The organism is Stenotrophomonas sp. SMYL86 (assembly GCF_036320025.1).
Lineage (GTDB): Bacteria > Pseudomonadota > Gammaproteobacteria > Xanthomonadales > Xanthomonadaceae > Stenotrophomonas > Stenotrophomonas maltophilia_A.
Genome location: NZ_JAWIRU010000003.1, coordinates 210,581 through 230,189 on the forward strand (window position 1 = coordinate 210,581; position 19,609 = coordinate 230,189).

Here is a 19,609-nt window from a genome sequence, read left to right on the forward strand (position 1 = left end):
GGGAGAGCCCGGCGCCACCCATCAAGCATAGCCAAACCCGTGGCTGTGCAGGAGCGGCCCTCGGGGAAGGCCGGAGGCCGGGCCATCGACACGGCCCGGCCTGTCTGGAGCGGAGCCTCAGGTGCCCCGGGTGGCGACCGCCGGCGGGACAGCCGCAGCCCGGCGGGCCGGGCCGAACACGGCGATCTGGCCCAGTGCCCACAGCAGCAGTGCACCCAGCGGCAGGTACAGCAGCGGCATGCGCGGCAGCTCGTACAGATTCATCAAGGCCAGATTGATCGCGTAGGCCGCCAGCATGCCCAGCACGATGCCCAGCGTGGCCAGCAGGAAGTTCTCGGTCTGGAAGTAGCGCAGGATCTGCCCGCGGGTCGCGCCCAGCGCACGGCGGATGCCGATCTGCTTGCTGCGCTGCTGCACCCAGAAGCTGGCCAGGCCGATGATGCCCAGCGCGGTGACCACCAGCAACGAGACGCAGACGGTGATCAGCAGGCCGACCATCGCGCGGTCGTTCTTGAAGTAGTCCTTGCGCTGATCCTCGTAGGTCTCCTTCTCGCGCACCAGTCGATTGGGGTCATTGCGTTCAAGCGCGGCGATCGCACCCTTGAGTACTTCCTCGCGCCGTTCCGGGGCGGTACGCAGCACATAGGGGCCCTGGGTGAAATCAGTTCGCACCGGCAGCACCATCGACAGCGTGGTGTTGTTGTTGTAGTCGGTGGGCGTTGCCAGTGCGGCGACGATGCCGACCACGTGCAGCGGCTGCTTGCCCATGTAGAACGTCTTGCCCAGTGCATTCTCGCCCGGGTACAGCTTGTCAGCGAGGGTGCGGCTGATGATCACCGAGGACGCCGTATTGGACGAGGCGTTCTTCTGTGCGTCCTCGAAGTTGCTGTACTCGCTGGACTGGAAGTCACGGCCGGCGGTCAGCTGCAGTCCAAGCGTGGGCAGTCCGCCTTCGCCGAACATGTACATGGTGACGAAGGCGGTCGGACGCTCCTGCTCCTGTTTAAGCGAAACGCTGGTATTGGAGGAGTTCGGGCGGAACGGCAGCTGGTTGACCTTGGCTGCGGCAGTCACGCCGGGCACCGCACGCAGGGCAGACAGGTCTTCCAGAGTGCGGGACTGACCGTTGGTCTGTTTGCCGATGCCGCTGACCCGGACGAACACCAGTTCGTTCTCGGCCAGGCCGCTGGTCTGGCTGATCCGTTCCACGCGCTGGGTGACCAGGAACAGGGCGTTGCAGACGATGGCGCAGGTCAGGGCGACTTCCAGCACGATCAGGGCGGCGGCCGTCTTGTGCCGGCGCAGGGTGCTGAGGATGGGGCGGATATCCATGGGAGGTCCTCGTACTCGTGCTTACTGCGACTTGAGCTGGATGGCCGGGGTGACCTGCATCGCGCGCCAGGCGGGCAGGAAACCGGCGGCGAGACTGGCGAACAGGGTCAGGCCGATGGCCAGCAGCAGCATGCTGCCGTCCAGGTGGGCGAGATCCGCGTAGTCCACGGGTTGCTGGCGTACCGCGTACAGTCCAAGCAGGGCCAGGCCGATGCCGAGCACACCGCCGGCAACGCCGATTGCACCAGCTTCCACCAGGCACTGCAGGAAGATCTGCCCCCGGCTGGCGCCGAGGGCGCGACGCACGCCGATTTCGCCGCTGCGGCGCAGGAACTTGGCCAGCAGCAGGCCCACCGTGTTGACCAGGCAGACGCCGAGGAAGCCCAGTGCCAGCCACATCTGCAGGCGCACGTCGCTGGGCACGGCGTTCTTGAACGTCAACCACTCCATTACCGGGCGAAGCCGCACGTTGGTGGGACGCTCGAAACGCCCTGCTGCGCGCTGCTGGTCCGAGTAGTTGACCAGGTAGCTGCGGTAGTCCTCGACCTTGGCAGGGTCCAGCTCTACCCAGTACTGGATCCAGCTGCACGGCGCGCTGATCGAGTTGCTGCTGCCATCGGGATTCTCGCCAAAGCAGTTCATGTTGCCGTTGCTGCCGAACTCCAGGTCCATCGCGGTCGAGAACGGCACCAGCAGGTCTTCATCCTTGCCGTAGTTGCCGGTGGTCAGATCGAAGAAGTGGGGTTCGGGGTTCCACTTCTTCATCACGCCGATCACCCGCAGTGAATGGCCACTCAGGCGGATCTCGCGACCCGTGCTGTCGGCACCCTGGAACAGTTTGTCGTTGATCGCTTTCGACAGCACCACCACGCGGCTGCGGCTCTCATCGTCGCTGCTGCTCCAGGCGCGCCCGTACTGCATCGGCACGTCGAACATCGGGAAGAAATCAGCCGACGTCCAGCGCGTATCCACCGAGAACGGCTTGAGCGTGCTGAGCTCCGGTTCCACCGTGCCGCCGCCCGCACTCATCATCGCCTGGCGGACGCCGCGCTTCTCGCGCAGCAGGGTCTCGGCATCGCGCCGGGTCATCTGTTCCTCAGGCTCCTCACCCGGGGTATAGCCGCCACGCGGACGCGGCTCGACCTGCACATAGAACAGCTGGTCACTCTTGCCGGGAATCGGGTCACCGGACAGCACGTGGAACACGGTCAACGTGGTCATCGAGGCGCCGATGCCGAGCGCGATAGCGATCACCATCAGCGCGGTCAGTACCTTGTTGCGGCGGAAGCTGCGCACCGCCAATCGGGCGTAGTAGGCGAACATGGTCGGGCCCTCACTCGTTGACGGCGACGATGTGGCGCGGCGGGGTGGCCAGCACCGGCTCGCGCACCAGGTCGGTCACCTGGCCATCGACGATGTGCACGTTGCGCTGCGCGCGCGCAGCCAGTTCCGGGTCGTGGGTGACCATCACGATGGTGGTGCCGGCAGCGTTGATCTCCTCCAGCAGTTCCATCACGCCGCGGGCCATCTGTGTGTCCAGGTTGCCGGTCGGTTCGTCGGCCAGCAGCAGGCGCGGGCTGCCGGCAAGCGCACGCGCGATGGCCGCGCGCTGCTGCTGGCCACCCGACAGTTCATTCGGATAATGCTTCATGCGCGAGCCGAGGCCGACCTGGCTCAGCGCCTTCTCGATACGTTCGCGGCGCTCGTTGGCGCTCATCTTCCTGTAGCGCAGCGGCACGTCGACGTTGTCGAACAGGTTCAGGTCGGGGATCAGGTTGAAGCCCTGGAAGATGAAGCCGATCTTCTGGTTGCGCAGGCGGCTGCGGGCGTCGTCGCCCAGCGTGCTCACGTCCTGGCCGTCCAGCATGTAGGTGCCGCTGGTGAAGGTTTCCAGCAGGCCGGCGATATTGAGGAAGGTGGTCTTGCCGGAGCCTGACGGGCCGGTGACGGCGACGAACTCGCCTTCCTTGACCTGCAGTTCCAGCGAGCGCAGTGCGTGGGTTTCCACCTGTTCGGTGCGGAAGACCTTGGCGACCGAACGCATTTCGAGCATGTACATGGGGTGTCCTCTCTCCAGGATTCAGGTATCAGGTATCAGTTGACGGAGACGCGTTCGGCGTCCTTGAACAGGTCGCTGCCAGAGACCACGATGCGGTCGCCCGGCTGCACACCCGACTTGATTTCCACTTCGCCCAGGCTGCTGACGCCCAGTTCCACCGGACGCCGCACTGCGGTGCGGCCATCCATCACGTAGGCGATGCCGTTGCCCTGTTCGACGAACGGGCCGCGCTCAACCTTCAGCACGTCCTTGCGGGTGTCGAGCAGCACGCGCACCGACATCCGCTGGCTCTGGCGCAGGCCTTCCGGCTGCGCGCTGGCGAAGCGCACGCGGGCGTTGACCTCGCCGTTGACCACTTCCGGCGACACCGCACTGATCTCGCCCGGGAACGGCTTGCCGTTGCCGCCGGTCAGCTGCGCCGGCATGCCGATCGCCAGGTCGCGGGCGAAGCTCTCCGGCACCTTGATCTCGACCTCGAACTTGGACAGGTCGACCACGCCCAGCACGGGCGCATTGGCGGCCAGGTTGGTGGACTGGACGGCCTGCACCTGGCCGACCTGGCCGTCGAACGGTGCGCGCAGGGTCAGCGCGTCCACCTGGCGCTGCACCTCGGCCACCACCGCCTTCTGGCGGTCGGCCAGCAGGCGCTTGTTGCGGGCGTCCAGGTCCGCGCCCTGGCTCTGCAGGCGGGCATCGGTGGTGGCGTTGGCCAGGGTGATATCGGCCTTCTTCAGCGAGTCCTTGGCCTTGGCCAGATCGATCTGCGGTACTGCACCGCCGTCGTAACCGCGCTGGTAGCGCTGCAGGTCGCGGTCGGCGGCCTGGCGCTCGATGGTGGCCTGGTCGGTTTCCTTGCGCGACTTGGCGCGGGCCAGGGTGGCGTCCAGCGCGGCGCGGCTGGCCTCGGCTTCCAGGCCGGCCAGGGTGGCCTGCTCCTGGGCCAGCTTGCTGCGCAGTTCCGGGCTGTCGATGACCGCCAGCTCCTGGTCCTTCTTGACCACGTCACCGGCAACGACTTTCAGGTCCACGGTACCGGCCGAGATGGCGTACAGGATCGGGCTGTTGGCGGCGATCACGCGGCCGTCGGCGGCGATGTCGCGGACCAGGTCACCGCGCTTCACTTCGGCGATGCGCACGCGGCTGCTGTCGTAGGAGCGGCTGGCGTTGGACCAGGCGTACACGGCCCAGCCGATGCCGGCCAGCAGCGCGATGGCGCCCAGTGCCGGCCAGCGGTAACGCTGCCAGTTGGCGCGGGTGGTGCCGGCCGGGGCGGAGGAAACGATCTGGTCCTGTGCGGAGGTGTCGCGGATCATCGGGTGCGTGCCTGACGGTGGTAGTGGGTACCAAGCACGTAGCGTGCCAACTTTATTTCCTTGTGGGTCAATGGGTTGGGAGGCGCCCTGAAGTGTCCGGGTGTCCGCGGACACCTTTCCGGACACTTTCATTAAGCGGACAGGAGGGGGAGCGCGGGCCCGCAGGCTAGAATGCGGCGATCGTCTTCAAGGAAACGCGTGACATGTGTGGAATCGTGGGTGCGATCGCTGATCGCGACGTAGTGCCGGTGCTGATCGAAGGCCTGAAGCGCCTTGAGTACCGTGGTTACGATTCCTCGGGCATCGCGGTGATCGACCATGCCGAACGGCCGGATGTGCGCCGCGTGCGTCGTACCGGCCGTGTGTCGGAAATGGCCACTGCGGCCGAGGCCGAGGGCTTCAATGCAGTGCTGGGCATCGGCCACACCCGCTGGGCCACCCACGGTGGTGTCACCGAGGCCAACGCGCATCCGCACATCAGCCACGGCGTGGCGCTGGTGCACAACGGCATCATCGAAAATCACGAGGAGCAGCGCGAGAAGCTGCGTGCCCTGGGTTACACCTTCGAGTCGCAGACCGACACCGAAGTCATCGCGCACCTGATCCATCACCACCTGAAGGACGGCGACGACCTGCTGGTGGCGCTGCAGCACACGGTGAAGGAGCTGACCGGTGCCTACGCACTGGCCGTGGTCAGCCGCGCGGAGCCGGAACGCTTCGTCTGCGCGCGCATGGGCTGCCCGCTGCTGATCGGCCTGGGCGAGGGCGAGAACTTCGTGGCGTCCGACGTTTCGGCCGTGATCTCGGCCACCCGCAAGGTGATCTTCCTGGAAGAGGGCGACACCGCGGAGATCCGCCGCGACGGTGTGCGTATCTTCGATGAGCATGACCAGCCGATCGAGCGCGAGGTGCACCTGTCCGACGTATCGCTGGCATCGCTGGAGCTGGGCCCGTACCGCCACTTCATGCAGAAGGAAATCCACGAGCAGCCGCGCGCGCTGGGCGACACCATCGAGGCAGCGATCGACGCCGGTGGTTTCCCGGCCGAACTGTTCGGCAAGAATGCCGAGGCCGTGCTGTCAGGCATCGAAGGCGTGCAGATCATCGCCTGCGGCACCAGCTATTACGCCGGCCTGACCGCGCGCTACTGGATCGAAGCCATCGCCGGGCTGCCGTGCAGCGTGGAGATCGCCAGCGAGTACCGCTACCGCGCCGCGTATGCCAACCCGAAGCACCTGATCGTCACCATCTCCCAGTCCGGCGAAACGCTGGATACGATGGAAGCGCTGAAGTACGCCAAGTCGCTGGGCCACAAGCACACGCTGTCGATCTGCAATGTGCCGGAAAGCGCGATTCCGCGCGCCAGCGAGCTGGTCTGCTACACCCGTGCCGGCGCCGAGATCGGCGTGGCGTCGACCAAGGCCTTCACCACCCAGCTGGCCGCACTGTTCCAGCTGACCGTGGTGCTGGGCAAGCTGCATGGCCGCATCGACGCGGCGCAGGAAGCGGACTACCTGGAGCAGCTGCGCTTCCTGCCGGGCAGCGTGCAGCACGCGCTGAACATGGAGCCGCAGATCGCCGCCTGGGCCGAGCGTTTCGCGCGCAAGAGCAGCGCACTGTTCCTGGGGCGTGGCCTGCATTACCCGATCGCGCTGGAAGGCGCGCTCAAGCTCAAGGAAATCTCCTACATCCACGCCGAGGCCTATCCGGCGGGCGAGCTGAAGCATGGCCCGCTGGCGCTGGTGGACGAGGACATGCCGGTAGTGGTGATCGCGCCCAACGACAGCCTGCTGGAGAAGGTGAAGTCGAACATGCAGGAAGTACGCGCGCGCGGCGGCGAGCTGTTCGTGTTCGCCGACCAGGACAGCAACTTCAACGAGTCCGAAGGCGTGCATGTGATCCGTACGCCGCGCCATGCCGGCGTGCTCAGCCCCATCGTGCACACCATCCCGGTGCAGCTGCTGGCGTACCACACCGCACTGGCACGTGGCACCGACGTGGACAAGCCGCGCAACCTGGCCAAGAGCGTGACGGTGGAGTAACTCCGGGCAGATCCGCTGGCATCGCAGACGAGGGCGGCCCGACGGGTCGCCCTTTTTTCATGCCGGCATGGCATTCTCTGCACCCGAATCGGCGCATCACGGAGGATGCCTGTGCCACGCTGCAGTGCGGCGATCCATGCAATGCAGAGCGCAGCAGGCGAACCCGGAGGCGTCCGCATGTCCCGGCCGGGCCATGCCGGGAACCCATTTCACTGCTGGCAGTCCACACCCGCAACGGGTGTGCGTAGCCATGTCCATTCCGCGCGTGATGTCGCGCATTACAGGGGCTGTAGATGAAGAAGCTGCATGGAGTCGCGTTGGCAATGGCAATCAGTGCGCTGTCCGGTTGCGCGACTGTGCCTATGACCGAGAAGAGCGTGGTTGATACGGCGAAGACCTTCCCGGCACCGCAGGACGGCAAGTCCGGTGTGTATGTGTTCCGCAACAGCTTCGTCGGCAAGGCACTGAAAAAAGACGTCCTGATCGACGGAGAGTGCTTGGGCGAAACCGCCGACAAGGTGTTCTTCTATACCCAGGTCACGGGTGACAAGGAGCATGTGATCTCCACTGAGTCGGAGTTCTCGCCCAACGACATCAAGCTGTTTACCGAAGCCGGTCGCAACTACTTCATCCAGCAGTCGATCAAGATGGGCGTTTTCGTAGGCGGCGCCAAGTTGACGGTGGTGCCGGAAGCTGAAGGCCGCAGCCAGGTGATGCAACTGAAAATGGCCCAGAACGGTCGTTGCTCGAAGTAGGGGAAGGTGGCCGGCGGGGCGAGATGCTCCGCCGGCCGGACCACAAGTGGGACAGCCACCGGGTGTTCTGTCCGCCGTCGGCAGCAGGCAATCAATCTTTAATGCGCGACATCGCCTGTATTCAGCGGCGGTTTCAGCCGCGGTGCCATTCTCTGGATCGTCAGTTGGTTCCCACGACGAACTGTCCTATCGATGCCGGTAGTGACCGATGGTCGCAGTCGTAGAATCGATTTGACCGAGGGCCGGGTTGAGCGGTTGAACCCACCTCGTTCGCGTTGCAGCACGTCGTCTGCCGATCCATTTCCACCGGCAGCCGGGTGCGCCAGACGTGCGCTGAAAGGTCTGTTCCCGGGGAGGGGGCGTATCGGAAGAGCACACTTTTTTGACTTCAGTGACCTGCACCAGGAAACAAGAATGAACGTCCGCGAACTCCTGCAATCCAAGAAAGAAGCTGTCATCACCATCGACGCCGAAGACACCATCGGTGCCGCCGCCCACAAGATGAGCGCGAACAAGATCGCTGCGCTGGTGGTGATGAAGGACGATGCCCCGGTCGGCATCATTTCCGAGAAGGACATCGTGCGCACCCTGGCCGACGACGGCCCGCAGGCCGGCCGCCGGGTGATTTCCAGCCTGCCGTCCACCGGCCTGGAAGGCATTGCGCCGGAAGCGACCCTGAAGCAGGCCATGTCGCTGATGACATACTCGCGGCGCCGTCATCTGATGGTCACCGAAGGCACCCTGCTGGTTGGCATCCTCAGCCTGGGTGACATCGTGAAGAACCTGCTGGGCGAGCTGGAGCTGGAAAAGGCCGTACTGCAGGACATCTACATGGCCGCCCACTGAGGGCTGGACTCTTGGATGCAGAGAAGCCGGGCATTGCTCGGCTTCTTCGTTCACGGCTTCGGTGATATCAGAAAGTGACCTTCACCGAATCGGCGCTGTAGTTCGCCGGACCGTGATAGACCACTTCGATGTTGTTGCCATCCGGATCGAGCACAAAGGCGCCGTAGTAGCCGGGATGGTAGGGGCGCTCGCCGGGTGCGCCGTTGTCCTTGCCTCCGGCGGCGATGGCCGCAGTGTGGAAGGCATCGACGGTGGCGCTGTCGCGTGCCTGGAACGCCAGATGGTGGCGCCCGGTCAGCTGGCCGGCGGCGGCCTCGCTGCTGGCGCTGGAAATGAACAGCTCATCGGCCCAGAAGAAGTCCGGCCCTTCGCCGCCCAGGGGCACGCCGATGGTGTCGAACACCGCCTGGTAGAAGCGGCGGCTGGCTGCCAGGTCACGCACCACCAGCTGCAGATGGTCGATCAAGCGCCCGCGGTGCAGTTCCATCGTTTCCATACGAACCTCGCAAAAAAGGGGACGGAGGGGATTAAGTCGCTTCCAGCCAATAGTGCCAGAAACGACTTAATCCCCTCCGTCCCCTTTTTGGGTCAGACGTTGGCGATGATCTCGACCCAGTAGCCGTCCGGGTCCTTGATGAAGGCCAGGTTCTTCATGCGGCCATCGGTCAGGCGCTTCTGGAAGGTCACGCCGAGGTCTTCAAATCGCTGGCAGGCGGTCTCGATGTCCGGCACCGACACGCAGATGTGGCCGAAGCCGCGCGGGTCGCTGTTGCCATCGTGGTAGACCGTGCCGTCCTGGGTTTCGGTGCCGTGGTTATGGGTCAGTTCCAGCACGCCCGGCAGGCCGGCCATCCACACTCGGCGCTGGCTGTCGTCTTCCGGCACCACCGCGCCGGCCGGTACGTAGGCCAGGAAGTACAGGCTGAACTGGGCGTCCGGGAAGTCGCGCTTGTCGATCAGCTGGTAGCCGAGCACGCGGGTGTAGAAGTCCAGCGAGGCGGTGATGTCCTTCACCCGCAGCATGGTGTGGTTGAACACGAAGCCGGTGGTCTCGGCCGGGGCCTGGGCGGCGACGCCGGGGACATCGCGCAGGGCGGGAATGGTCATGGGGGAGGTCCTTCAGACAGGGCCGTTGCTGGCCGGATGGGGCCATTCTAGCGGCCGTCACCTGACGGCACCGCGACGTACAATGGGCGGATCGCACCGTTCCGTTCTGAGCATTGCCCGCCATGTCGCAGCGTGAATGGGTGGCTGCCGCCATCCGCAAGATCGAAGCCGATTTCAACCGTTCCGCCGATACCCACCTGATCCCGCTGGCGCTGCCCGGGTTCGCGGGCATCGATGTGTACCTGAAGGATGAATCGAGCCATCCCACCGGTAGCCTGAAACACCGGTTGGCGCGCTCGCTGTTCCTGTATGCGTTGACCAACGGCTGGCTGCGCGAAGGGCGGCCGGTGATCGAAGCCTCCAGTGGCTCGACCGCCGTCTCCGAAGCCTATTTCGCGCGCCTGCTGGGGGTGCCGTTCATTGCGGTGATTCCGGCCACGACCTCCCCAGAGAAGATTGCGGCCATCGAGTTCCACGGGGGCCGCTGCCACCTGGTCGAGCGTGCCTGTGAACTCAACGGTGAATCGGAGAAGCTGGCCCGCGAGACCGGCGGCCACTTCATGGACCAGTTCACCTACGCCGAGCGTGCCACCGACTGGCGGGCCAACAACAACATTGCCGAGTCCATCTTCAAGCAGATGGCCGAGGAGCCCAGCCCGGTTCCGGAATGGATCGTGTGCAGCCCCGGTACCGGCGGTACCGCAGCGACGCTGGGCCGCTATGTCAGCTACCGCCGGCATGACACCCGCATCCTTTGCGCGGACCCGGAAGTATCGGTGTTCTTCGATGGCTATCAGGCTGCCGTGGCCGGCCAGCAGGACTGGCGCGGCCTGACCTGCAGCGGCGGTTCGCGCGTGGAAGGCATCGGCCGGCCGCGGGTGGAGCCGAGCTTCATCCCGACCAGCGTCGATGCGATGGTGAAGGTGCCCGACGCGCTGAGCCTGGCCGCGATGCGCCATGTCAGCCGCCAGCTCGGTCGACGCGTGGGTGGCTCCACAGGCACCAACTTCATCGGTGTGCTGCAGGCCGCGCAGTGGATGCGAGACGCGGGCCACCAGGGCAGCATTGTCAGCATCCTGTGCGACAGTGGCGAGCGCTACGCGCAGAGCTATTACGACCCGGCGTGGTACGCGCGCCAGGGCATCGATGTCGACGGTGCCGATGCGCAGCTGGCAGCGGCGGTGGCCGGGCAGGGGCTGCCGGAACTGCCGTGGTGCAGCCTGGAAGCGTTGTAGAGCCCTTGTAGAGGCGAGCCATGCTCGACTCCGGGAAAGAGCCGTCGAGCATGGCTCGACGCTACAGATTCAGTACCCCGCCGCGGTGAACGCATCCAGTACTGCATCGCGCAGCGCATCGGGCAAGGCCTCGATGTCCATCGCGCGATCATCCAGGTGCAGGCTCGGGTCCAGGCCGCTGGCCCGGCCCTGGGCCAGTGCCTGCAGCCACAGCAGCACGCAGATCACGAACTCGCGCTCATGGCCCAGCCGCAGCTGGCTGGCGCCGCGCTCGATCACCTCGAACGGGTACCACTCCTGGGCATCGTTGAAGGTGCCGCCCTGCTGCAGCACGGCCTGCAACTGCTGCAGGTGGCGCGGGGCGTCGTCGCCGGCATCGCACAGCGCGGCGATCCAGGTTAGCTCGGCCGTGCTGGCAGACAACGCCAGCGACCGCGCCGATGAGACGGATGCAACTGCAGCCAGACCTTCCATGTGGGGCCTCGTTGGGTACCTACCGCTGCGGACTCCCCCGCAGCCAGAGCTTCGAACCGCGACCGTAAGGCCGACGTGAATACCGGGCGGCGCCCCCTTGTCAGCCACACCTGGCAGCGCCATATCTACCGTGCTGCCCGCCTGTCGGGCCCGTACCCTGGAGATCTGCCGTGACCGTTGCCAACCCCCTGCTCGATTTTTCCGGCCTGCCGCGCTTCGAGGCGATCCGCCCCGAGCACGTGGCGCCGGCGCTGGACGTGCTGCTGGCCGAGGCCGAAGCCGCCGTCAGCACGGCCGAGCAGGTGCAGCCGGTGCGCTGGGAGACCTTCGTTGCCCCGCTGGACGATGCCACCGAGCGGCTGTGGCGCGCCTGGGGCCTGGTCGGCCACCTGCAGGGCGTGGTCAACACCCCGGAACTGCGTGAGGCCTACAACAGCAACCTGCCGCGGGTGACCCGCTTCGCCAGTGCGCTCAGCCAGAACCTGGCGTTGTACCGGCAGTACCAGACACTGGCCGCCAGCACCGAGGCGGCGCGCTTCGACGAGGCCCAGCGCAAGGTGCTGGACAACACGCTGCGCGACTTCCGCCTCGGCGGCGCCGAGCTGGCGCCGGAGGCGCAGCAGCGCTTCGCGGCGATCAAGGAAGAACTGTCGGCGCTGTCGGCGAAGTTCTCGCAGAACGTTCTTGACGCTACCGATGCCTGGTCGCTGATCGTCGAGGACGAAGCGCGATTGAAGGGCCTGCCGGAAGACGTGAAGGCCGCCGCGCATGCCGCAGCACAGAAGGACGGCAAGTCTGGCTGGAAACTGACCCTGCAGATGCCGTGCTACCTGCCGGTGCAGACCTGGGGTGAGGACCGCGACCTGCGCGAGATCCTGTACCGTGCCAGCGCACAGCGTGCGTCCGAATTCGGCGATGACACGCTGGACAACAGCGGCAACATCGACCGCATCCTCGCCCTGCGCGCGGAACTCGCCGCACTGCTCGGCTTCGGTTCGTATGGTGATTATTCGGTGGCGACCAAGATGGCGCAGGACCCGGCCGAGGTGCTCGGTTTCCTGCGTGACCTGGCCTCGCGCGCCAAGCCGTTCGCGGCCAAGGACCGTGCTGAACTGGAACAGTTCGCACGCGAGCAACTCGGTATCGACAGCCTGCAGGCCTGGGACCTGGCATTCGCTGCCGATCGCCTGAAGCAGGCGCGTTACAGCTATTCCGAACAGGAAGTGAAGCAGTACTTCACCGAACCGAAGGTGCTGGGCGGCCTGTTCTCGGTGATCGAGCAGCTGTACGGCCTGCGCGTGCAGGAGGACAGCGCGCCGGTGTGGCACGAGGATGTGCGCTTCTTCCGCCTGGTCGATGCGCAGGGGGCGCTGGTGGGCCAGTTCTACCTGGACCTGTACGCGCGCGAAGGCAAGCGCGGTGGCGCGTGGATGGATGATTGCCGTAACCGCCGCGAGCGTGCCGACGGCAGCGTGCAGACGCCGCTGGTCTACCTGGTGTGCAACTTCGGCCGAGGTGCCAATGGCAAGCCGGCTACCTTCAGCCACAATGAAGTGACCACCCTGTTCCATGAAATGGGCCACGGCCTGCATCAGCTGCTGACCCGCATCGGCGAACTGGGTGTGGCCGGCATCAACGGCGTGGAATGGGACGCGGTGGAGCTGCCCAGCCAGTTCATGGAGAACTTCTGCTGGGAATGGGAGCACCTGCAGGCGATGACCGCACGTGTGGACAGTGGCGAGCCGCTGCCGCGCGCGCTGTACGAGCGCATGCTGGCTGCACGCAACTTCCACAGCGGCATGGCCACCGTTCGCCAGCTGGAGTTCGGTCTGTTCGACATGCTGCTGCACAGCCAGTTCGAACCGGCACAGGACAGCGTGCTGGCACTGCTCGACCGCGTGCGTGCGGAAGTGGCGGTGAACCACCCGCCGGTCTGGAACCGCTTCCCGCACCAGTTCAGCCATATCTTCGCCGGCGGTTACGCCGCGGGTTACTACAGCTACAAGTGGGCCGAGGTGCTGAGCGCCGATGCCTATGCGGCGTTCGAGGAGGCGCCGCAGGCGCTGGCTGAAACCGGCGCGCGCTTCCGCGAAGAGATCCTGTCGCGTGGTGGCAGCCGCCCGGCGGCGGAGAACTTCAAGGCCTTCCGCGGCCGCGCGCCTCAGATCGACGCGCTGCTGCGCCACTCGGGCATGGCGTAAGGTGTTTGGTAGGTGCCAACCTTGGTTGGCACGTTACCGCGATCCACGCATGGCGTGGATCTACCGGAATGTTCGGACATGGCGTAACGCCTTGGTAGGCGCCAACCTTGGTTGGCGAAAAGCCCAGGCCAACCAAGGTTGGCCTCTACCGGGCGTCGCGCCTTGGGGTCATTCGGCGTAGATCATCTTCCGGGTCATGCCGCCGTCCACGATGAAGTCCTGGCCGGTGGTGAAACCGGACAGCGACGACAGCAGGTACACCGCCAGTGCACCGATGTCTTCGGGGCGGCCGACCCGGCCGACCGGGTGTTGCGCATGGTCGATGGCTGAGTATTCCGGCGCGTGGCGCCGTGAGGGTGCCTGCCACGCAGTGGTGCCGATCCAGCCGGGGCTGATGCTGTTCACCCGCACCGCCGGGCCGGCGCTGATCGCAAGTGCATGGGTGAAGGCCACCAGCCCACCCTTGGCTGCCGCGTAGGCTTCGCTGTGTGCTTCGGATTGCCAGGCGCGGGTGGAGGCGATGTTGATGATCGCACCGGCGGCGCTGGCGATCAGTGCTGGCAACGTGTGCTTGCTGCACAGGAATGCACCGTGCAGTGACGACAGCCGGCGCTGCCACTCGTCCCAGTCCATATCCTGCAACCCTGTGCCGTGTGGACCGGCGATGCCCGCGTTGTTCACCAGTCCGTCGATACGGCCGAAACGCTGCTGGGCCACGGCGATGAAGTCGCGCACGCTGGCTTCGTCGGTGATGTCCAGGCGCTGGAACGCGGCATCCTCGCCGCGCTGCCATTCCGCCAGACACGCTTCTCCGGCCTCCACGTCCAGGTCGCCGATCAGCACGCGTCCACCGGCACCAAGTACGGCCTGGGCAATACCACGGCCGATGCCGTTGGCACCGCCGGTGACCAGCACAACCTTGCCCGACAGTGGCGCGGCCGGCCATGCGGCGATCGGCGGCACCGTGCTCACGTCAGGTCTTCGCCGCGCAGGCGGCGATGCCAGCCGTCCACGCCGATGCGATCCAGGGTCTGGATGTTGCGCTCGACGATCACGTCCGGGTCCGGATAGACATCCACCGCGCGTGCCACGCTGTCTTCGCGCAGCAGGTGCAGGGTGGGGAAGGGTGCGCGGTTGGTGTAGTTGCTGGCGTCGTCCGCGGCCACGCCATCGAACTGGTAGTCCGGGTGGAAGCTGGCCACCTGCAGGATGCCCTGCAGGTCCAGTGCCTCGATCGCCGCATCGGCGTTGTCGAGGAAATCGTTGTAGTCGAGGAAATCGGTCAGCACCTGCGGATGCACGATCAGCGTCGTGTCGATCTGCTCGGCCGGCGTATCGCGCAGCAGCACCAGCTCCTCGGCCAGCTGTTCAACCAGCGCTTCCGGCGTGGTCGCATCGCTGAGCACGATGCGGACCTGGTCCTTCACGTACACCGCCTTGGCGAACGGGCACAGGTTCAGGCCGATGACGATGCGCTCCAGCCACAGGCGGGTGGCGGCGATCGGGTCATCGGTGGGCAGGTGGGAATCGGTCATGGCGGGCACGTGGGCTGGCGGGGCCGCCATTGTAGGCAGTGTGCCGGTGCTGCGCTGTCCACTGTGCAGGAACTGGACAGTGGCGAAGCTGGAAATTCCTGAAGATTCAAACCGTTGCGCGCTACCGATGGATGGCCGATTGCCAGTCCGGGGCGACGGGCGTGGAATGGATGCACGACACAGGAGGACACCCATGACTGCATCTTCCCCGTGGCTGCCGGACGCCCTCTGGGCCGGCGCCTTCTTTGATGGCCACTGGCAGGCTGCCCCGCAACGGCACCCGGTGATTGAACCGGCCACTGGCCGGGAGCTGGGCGAGATCGGCCTGGCCGACCCGGCGCAGATCGCGCGTTCGGCGGCTGCCGCGGCACAGGCGCAGCAGGCTTGGGCGGCGGCGCCCTACGAACAGCGTGCCGACGTGCTGCGCAAGGCCGCGCGTCTGGCCGAAGAGAACATCGACACCCTGGTCGAGTGGCTGGTGCGCGAAAGCGGCTCGACCCGCCTGAAGGCCGGCTTCGAGGCCAAGGTGACGATCAAGGCGCTGCACGAGGCCGCCGCACTGCCGTCGCGCAGCACGGGTGAGATCCTGCCGTCCGAGCCGGGCAAGCTGAATCTGGCGCGGCGCCGCCCGCTGGGTGTGGTCGGGGTCATTTCGCCGTTCAACTTCCCGCTCTATCTGGCGATGCGTGCGGTGGCCCCGGCGATCGCGCTGGGCAACGCTGTGGTTCTCAAGCCGGACCCGCGTACGGCAGTGTGTGGTGGCGCGGTGATCGCACGCCTGTTCGAGCAGGCGGGCCTGCCGGCAGGCGTGCTGCACATGCTGCCCGGCGATGGCGCGGCCGGGGCCGCGCTGACCAGTGACCCGCACGTGGCGATGATCCAGTTCACCGGTTCCACCGCCGCCGGGCGCAAGGTCGGCGAAGCGGCGGGCAAGCACCTGAAAAAGGTTTCGCTGGAGTTGGGTGGCAAGAATTCGTTGATCATCCTGGACGATGCGGACCTGGACCTGGCGGTGGCCAACACCGTGTGGGGCGTCTACCTGCACCAGGGCCAGATCTGCATGGCGACCGGCCGCGTGCTGGTGCACCGGAAGATCCACGACACGTTCCTGCAGAAACTGGTGGCCAAGGCCAACGCGCTGAAGGTAGGCGACCCGGCACGTGAGGACGTGGCGATCGGCCCGCTGATCAATGCTGGCCAGCGCGACCATGCCGCACGCGTGGTCGAGCAGGCGGTGCAGGCCGGTGCCACGCTGGAAGCGGGCGGCACGCACCGGGAGCTGTTCTTCGCACCCACCGTGCTCGGCAACGTTGCGGCCGACAATCCGGCCTTCAGCGAGGAAATCTTCGCGCCGGTAGCGGTGGTGGTGCCGTTCGACGATGACGACGAAGCCGTGCGCCTGGCCAACGACAGCGAGTACGGGCTGTCGATGGCGATCGTGTCCAGCAACGTCGGCCGCGCGCTGAAGATCGGCGAGCGCCTGCGTACCGGTCTGCTGCACATCAACGACCAGACCGTGAATGACGAGGTGATCAACCCCTTCGGCGGCGTCGGCGCGTCCGGCAACGGCACCAGCATTGGTGGCCCGGCCAACGGCGAGGAGTTCACCCAGTGGCAGTGGTTGACCGTCAAGGGCGAAGCGCCCGCTTACCCGATCTGATCGAAGGAGCCATCACGATGAACGACAACAACGCAACGCGTGAGATCACCGCCGCCGTGGTACGCGGCAAGGAGCAGCCCTTCGTCATCGAGCAGGCGACGCTGCGCGGTCCGCAGGACGACGAGGTGCTGGTGAAGGTGGTGGCCACCGGCCTGTGCCATACCGACCTGATCGTGCGCGATCAGTACTATCCGGTGCCGCTGCCGGCGGTGCTGGGCCATGAGGGGGCGGGCATCGTCGAAGCGGTTGGCCCGAACGTGCGCGACCTCAAGGCGGGGGATCACGTGGTGCTGACCTACGGCGCCTGTGGTCACTGCAATCCCTGCCGGGGGGGACACGGTGCTTACTGCAGGGATTTCTTCGCCCTGAACTTCGGTGGCGATGATGGCCACGGCCATACCGCGATCACCGATGCGCAGGGCCAGCCGCTGCACGATCATTTCTTCGCCCAGTCCTCGTTTGCCACCTACGCGCTGGCCCGCGAGATCAATGCGATCAAGGTGCCTGATGACGCACCACTGGAACTGCTGGGCCCGCTGGGGTGCGGCATCCAGACCGGTGCCGGTGCGGTGCTCAACTCGCTGCAGGTGCGGTCGGGCAGCAGCTTTGCAAGCTATGGTGCCGGTGCGGTGGGCCTGAGCGCGGTGATGGCGGCCAGGGTGGCCGGGGCCACCACCATCATTGCCATCGACGTGGTGCCTTCGCGCCTGGAGCTTGCTCTGGAGCTGGGGGCCACCCACGTGGTCAACAGCCGGGAGACCGATGTGGTCGAGGCGGTGCGTGCGATCACGGGTGGGGGTGCTGACTTCGCGCTGGAATCGACCGGTCGTCCGGACGTGCTGTCCGCTGGCGTCGAGGCGCTGGGTGGGCTGGGCATGATGGGCGTGGTCGGTGCGCCGAAGCTGGGCACCACCGCCAGTTTCGATGTGAACAACCTGCTGCTCGGCGGTCGCAGCATCCGCGGCATCGTCGAGGGCGACAGTGTGCCGCAGGTGTTCATTCCGCAGCTGGTGACCCTGTTCCAGCAGGGACGCTTCCCGTTCGACAAACTGGTGAAGTTCTATCCGCTGGAACAGATCAACCAGGCGGCCGAAGACAGCACCCGTGGCATCACCCTGAAGCCGGTGCTTCGCATCGCGGCGTAGTTTCCCCTGTTGGTTGTGCCGGCCGCTGGCCGGCATGGGGCAGATCCGTTTTCCATAACGGCTCTGCCCCTTTGTTTGAACGCGTCTTGAAACGGAAACGCTCCGTTGCCGAGACGTAACATGGCGTTGCCGCTGGCGGGTGTACGCTGCGTCCATGATGGCCACGACAGTCGGGCAGCAACAACTGGTGGCGGCACGTGCCGCTTTCGCCGACGGCGATGCGCGCTCATTGGGCGTGTTGCCGCTGCCGCTGCAGCAGTCATGGCTGCGTTCGCGCGCGGCGGGCCTGCAGCCGGGGCAGGAGCCGGACTATCGGCCGCTGCTGGGCGATGGCCGCCATCTGTCCCATCCCGATGACCGGCGCCTGGCGCGTTGCGTGCAGCCGGAGCTGGAACAGCTCTGGGCGGCCTTCGGTGGGCGTGGCTGGACGATGTTCTGCGCCAACCGCGACGGCATGGTGATCGCGCAGCAGGCCCACGGGCTGGAAGATGCTCCCTTGCTGCGGCCGATCCAGGTCGGGCGACAGCTGGGCGAGACCGAGATCGGCACCACCGCGCCAGCGGTCAGCCTGGCCGACGATGTGCCGGCACTGGTGCGCGGCAACGAACACTACCTGCAGCGGTTCGCGCCGGTGTTCTGCCTGAGCGAGCCACTGCACGATCTCGACGGTCGGGTCTGCGGAGTGATCGACATCACCGGTCTTGGCGAGCGCGATCCCGCGCTGCTGCAGGGCTATTTCCGGCAGGCTGCGCTGGCCAGCGAAAATCGCTTGTTCCACAGCCTCACCGACGTGCACCTGCTGGCCGTGCAACATGATCCGCGCTGGCTGGCGTCACCGCTGCAGGGGCTGCTGGCGGTGCAGGAGGATGGCCAGCTGCGTGCAGCCAACCGCGTTGCACGGCGCCTGCTGGGCCTGCCACGGCGCGGGCCGTTGCCGCTGCTGGGTCTGGAAGCGCTGTTTTCCGGTGCCAGTGCGGCGCAACGGCGTCGGCTGCTGCAACCGGGCGCAGCGCATCGGGTCCGGCTGGGCGAGGGCAGTGCGGTCTACCTGCAGCGTCTGCAGGGGCCGCGGGGCGCGGCGCACCGGTCTACTGTGCGGAGCACTCCGGCAGATCCAGGCGCGCCGCTGCTGCGTGACCAGCAGCGTGAGGCCGCGCGTCGCGCGGCCCAGGCCGCTGACGGCAACCTCAGCCTGGCCGCACGCCAGTTGGGAATCTCGCGCACCACGCTGTACAAGCTGCTGCGCGATTGACCGCGTAGTCCACCGGGCAGGTCCCGGCGGGGGCATCAGTCGCGGAAGTTGTTGAACTGCAGCGGCAGTTCGAACTTGCCGGCCTTGAGCACGGCGATGGCGTCCTGCAGATCGTCGCGCTTCTTGCCCTGCACGCGCAGCTTGTCGCCGTTGATCTGGCTTTCCACCTTCAGCTTGGCGTCCTTCAGTGCCGCCGCGATCTTCTTGGCGATCTTCTGCTCGATGCCCTGCTTGACGGTGATCTTCTGCCGGGCCTGGGCCAGGTTGGTTTCGATGTCGCCAAACTCCAGGCTGAGCACGTCGATGCCGCGCGCGGCCAGGCGTGCGCGCAGGATGTCGTTCATCTGCTTGAGCTGGAACTCGGTCGGCGCCGTCTGGTTGATGACATCGCCATCGCGTTCGAACTTGGCGTCCACGCCCTTGAAGTCGAAGCGGGTGGCCAGTTCGCGGTTGGCCTGGTCGATGGCGTTGGTCAGCTCGTGGGTGTCGACTTCGGACACGACGTCGAAGGAGGGCATGGGCGATGCTCCGCAGGATTCAGTGGCGGTCATTCTATCGTGCTGGCCCGCATGCCTGCTTTCTGTAGAGTCGAGGCCGGCGCGGCAGCTGGTAAGCCAGCCCTGGGGCGGGGGGCGGACAGAAAGGGCGGGGGG

18 protein-coding genes are annotated in these 19,609 nt (G+C 66.2%); 8 read left to right on the forward strand and 10 right to left on the reverse strand.

The window, feature by feature from the left end:
• Positions 1–117 precede the first annotated feature (117 nt).
• From V3B64_RS05775 to V3B64_RS05790, 4 genes are read right to left on the reverse strand one after another with little or no spacing between them, the layout of a single operon-like run.
• Positions 118–1,332, reverse strand: a complete 1,215-nt coding sequence (locus tag V3B64_RS05775) for an FtsX-like permease family protein (protein WP_285301738.1) — start codon at positions 1,330–1,332, stop codon at positions 118–120.
• Positions 1,333–1,353: 21 nt separating this feature from the next.
• On the reverse strand, positions 1,354–2,655 hold the full coding sequence (locus V3B64_RS05780) for an ABC transporter permease (protein ID WP_197616699.1): 1,302 nt from the start codon (positions 2,653–2,655) through the stop codon (positions 1,354–1,356).
• 10 nt (positions 2,656–2,665) lie between these two features.
• A complete protein-coding gene (locus V3B64_RS05785) occupies positions 2,666–3,391 on the reverse strand; it encodes an ABC transporter ATP-binding protein (protein ID WP_032129038.1) in 726 nt (241 codons plus the stop codon).
• A 35-nt stretch (positions 3,392–3,426) separates the two neighbouring features.
• Positions 3,427–4,704, reverse strand: a complete 1,278-nt coding sequence (locus tag V3B64_RS05790; RefSeq protein WP_049399200.1) for an efflux RND transporter periplasmic adaptor subunit — start codon at positions 4,702–4,704, stop codon at positions 3,427–3,429.
• 203 nt (positions 4,705–4,907) lie between these two features.
• Here V3B64_RS05790 and glmS point away from each other — a divergent pair, with 203 nt between their 5' ends.
• From glmS to V3B64_RS05805, 3 genes are all read left to right on the forward strand, one after another.
• The gene (gene glmS / locus V3B64_RS05795; RefSeq protein ID WP_049399202.1) at positions 4,908–6,746 is read left to right on the forward strand and encodes a glutamine--fructose-6-phosphate transaminase (isomerizing); all 1,839 of its coding nucleotides are present in this window, start codon (positions 4,908–4,910) and stop codon (positions 6,744–6,746) included.
• Between the two features lie 293 nt (positions 6,747–7,039).
• Positions 7,040–7,501, forward strand: coding sequence for a DUF2846 domain-containing protein (locus V3B64_RS05800; protein WP_049399205.1), 462 nt, complete (start codon positions 7,040–7,042; stop codon positions 7,499–7,501).
• 414 nt (positions 7,502–7,915) lie between these two features.
• Entirely contained in the window at positions 7,916–8,347 is a 432-nt protein-coding gene (locus V3B64_RS05805; protein ID WP_006394252.1) for a CBS domain-containing protein, read from the forward strand.
• A gap of 67 nt (positions 8,348–8,414) precedes the next feature.
• On the opposite strand, the gene V3B64_RS05810 is transcribed toward V3B64_RS05805, so the two are convergent.
• Both V3B64_RS05810 and gloA read right to left on the reverse strand, forming a co-directional pair.
• A complete protein-coding gene (locus tag V3B64_RS05810; RefSeq protein ID WP_049399207.1) occupies positions 8,415–8,843 on the reverse strand; it encodes a VOC family protein in 429 nt (142 codons plus the stop codon).
• Between the two features lie 92 nt (positions 8,844–8,935).
• On the reverse strand, positions 8,936–9,454 hold the full coding sequence (gene gloA / locus V3B64_RS05815; protein WP_329913799.1) for a lactoylglutathione lyase: 519 nt from the start codon (positions 9,452–9,454) through the stop codon (positions 8,936–8,938).
• A 122-nt stretch (positions 9,455–9,576) separates the two neighbouring features.
• Between gloA and V3B64_RS05820 the strand changes: the two genes are divergently transcribed.
• Positions 9,577–10,689, forward strand: a complete 1,113-nt coding sequence (locus V3B64_RS05820; protein WP_121504343.1) for a PLP-dependent cysteine synthase family protein — start codon at positions 9,577–9,579, stop codon at positions 10,687–10,689.
• A gap of 69 nt (positions 10,690–10,758) precedes the next feature.
• On the opposite strand, the gene V3B64_RS05825 is transcribed toward V3B64_RS05820, so the two are convergent.
• Complete coding sequence (locus V3B64_RS05825; RefSeq protein WP_329913800.1) at positions 10,759–11,163, reverse strand: hypothetical protein; 405 nt, start codon at positions 11,161–11,163, stop codon at positions 10,759–10,761.
• A 170-nt stretch (positions 11,164–11,333) separates the two neighbouring features.
• On the opposite strand from V3B64_RS05825, the gene V3B64_RS05830 reads away from it, so the two are divergent.
• Positions 11,334–13,364, forward strand: coding sequence for a M3 family metallopeptidase (locus tag V3B64_RS05830; RefSeq protein ID WP_329913801.1), 2,031 nt, complete (start codon positions 11,334–11,336; stop codon positions 13,362–13,364).
• 168 nt (positions 13,365–13,532) lie between these two features.
• Here V3B64_RS05830 and V3B64_RS05835 read toward each other — a convergent pair whose 3' ends face one another.
• Positions 13,533–14,336 carry an SDR family oxidoreductase gene (locus V3B64_RS05835; RefSeq protein ID WP_121504346.1) on the reverse strand — a complete coding sequence of 268 codons (804 nt, stop codon included), beginning with the start codon at positions 14,334–14,336 and terminating at the stop codon, positions 13,533–13,535.
• Positions 14,333–14,899, reverse strand: a complete 567-nt coding sequence (locus V3B64_RS05840) for a DUF1415 domain-containing protein (protein WP_032129027.1) — start codon at positions 14,897–14,899, stop codon at positions 14,333–14,335. Before V3B64_RS05840 ends, V3B64_RS05835 begins: the two co-directional genes overlap by 4 nt.
• A gap of 193 nt (positions 14,900–15,092) precedes the next feature.
• Between V3B64_RS05840 and V3B64_RS05845 the strand changes: the two genes are divergently transcribed.
• From V3B64_RS05845 to V3B64_RS05855, 3 genes are all read left to right on the forward strand, one after another.
• Complete coding sequence (locus V3B64_RS05845) at positions 15,093–16,559, forward strand: benzaldehyde dehydrogenase (protein WP_329913802.1); 1,467 nt, start codon at positions 15,093–15,095, stop codon at positions 16,557–16,559.
• A 17-nt stretch (positions 16,560–16,576) separates the two neighbouring features.
• The gene (locus V3B64_RS05850) at positions 16,577–17,704 is read left to right on the forward strand and encodes an NAD(P)-dependent alcohol dehydrogenase (protein ID WP_032129025.1); all 1,128 of its coding nucleotides are present in this window, start codon (positions 16,577–16,579) and stop codon (positions 17,702–17,704) included.
• Positions 17,705–17,858: 154 nt separating this feature from the next.
• Positions 17,859–18,956, forward strand: coding sequence for a helix-turn-helix domain-containing protein (locus tag V3B64_RS05855; RefSeq protein ID WP_071228884.1), 1,098 nt, complete (start codon positions 17,859–17,861; stop codon positions 18,954–18,956).
• Between the two features lie 35 nt (positions 18,957–18,991).
• Here the strand turns inward: V3B64_RS05855 and V3B64_RS05860 are convergent, their stop codons facing one another.
• Entirely contained in the window at positions 18,992–19,474 is a 483-nt protein-coding gene (locus V3B64_RS05860; protein WP_006471121.1) for a YajQ family cyclic di-GMP-binding protein, read from the reverse strand.
• Between the last annotated feature and the right edge of the window lie 135 nt (positions 19,475–19,609).

Coding starts and splice junctions, on each gene's coding strand:
- V3B64_RS05790 (WP_049399200.1), bottom strand. CDS start 4,704: ATGATCCGCGACACCTCCGCACAGGACCAGATCGTTTCCTCCGCCCCG.
- glmS (WP_049399202.1), top strand. CDS start 4,908: ATGTGTGGAATCGTGGGTGCGATCGCTGATCGCGACGTAGTGCCGGTG.
- V3B64_RS05800 (WP_049399205.1), top strand. CDS start 7,040: ATGAAGAAGCTGCATGGAGTCGCGTTGGCAATGGCAATCAGTGCGCTG.
- V3B64_RS05775 (WP_285301738.1), bottom strand. CDS start 1,332: ATGGATATCCGCCCCATCCTCAGCACCCTGCGCCGGCACAAGACGGCC.
- V3B64_RS05805 (WP_006394252.1), top strand. CDS start 7,916: ATGAACGTCCGCGAACTCCTGCAATCCAAGAAAGAAGCTGTCATCACC.
- V3B64_RS05785 (WP_032129038.1), bottom strand. CDS start 3,391: ATGTACATGCTCGAAATGCGTTCGGTCGCCAAGGTCTTCCGCACCGAA.
- V3B64_RS05840 (WP_032129027.1), bottom strand. CDS start 14,899: ATGACCGATTCCCACCTGCCCACCGATGACCCGATCGCCGCCACCCGC.
- V3B64_RS05825 (WP_329913800.1), bottom strand. CDS start 11,163: ATGGAAGGTCTGGCTGCAGTTGCATCCGTCTCATCGGCGCGGTCGCTG.
- V3B64_RS05810 (WP_049399207.1), bottom strand. CDS start 8,843: ATGGAAACGATGGAACTGCACCGCGGGCGCTTGATCGACCATCTGCAG.
- V3B64_RS05780 (WP_197616699.1), bottom strand. CDS start 2,655: ATGTTCGCCTACTACGCCCGATTGGCGGTGCGCAGCTTCCGCCGCAAC.
- gloA (WP_329913799.1), bottom strand. CDS start 9,454: ATGACCATTCCCGCCCTGCGCGATGTCCCCGGCGTCGCCGCCCAGGCC.
- V3B64_RS05820 (WP_121504343.1), top strand. CDS start 9,577: ATGTCGCAGCGTGAATGGGTGGCTGCCGCCATCCGCAAGATCGAAGCC.
- V3B64_RS05845 (WP_329913802.1), top strand. CDS start 15,093: ATGACTGCATCTTCCCCGTGGCTGCCGGACGCCCTCTGGGCCGGCGCC.
- V3B64_RS05855 (WP_071228884.1), top strand. CDS start 17,859: ATGATGGCCACGACAGTCGGGCAGCAACAACTGGTGGCGGCACGTGCC.
- V3B64_RS05860 (WP_006471121.1), bottom strand. CDS start 19,474: ATGCCCTCCTTCGACGTCGTGTCCGAAGTCGACACCCACGAGCTGACC.
- V3B64_RS05850 (WP_032129025.1), top strand. CDS start 16,577: ATGAACGACAACAACGCAACGCGTGAGATCACCGCCGCCGTGGTACGC.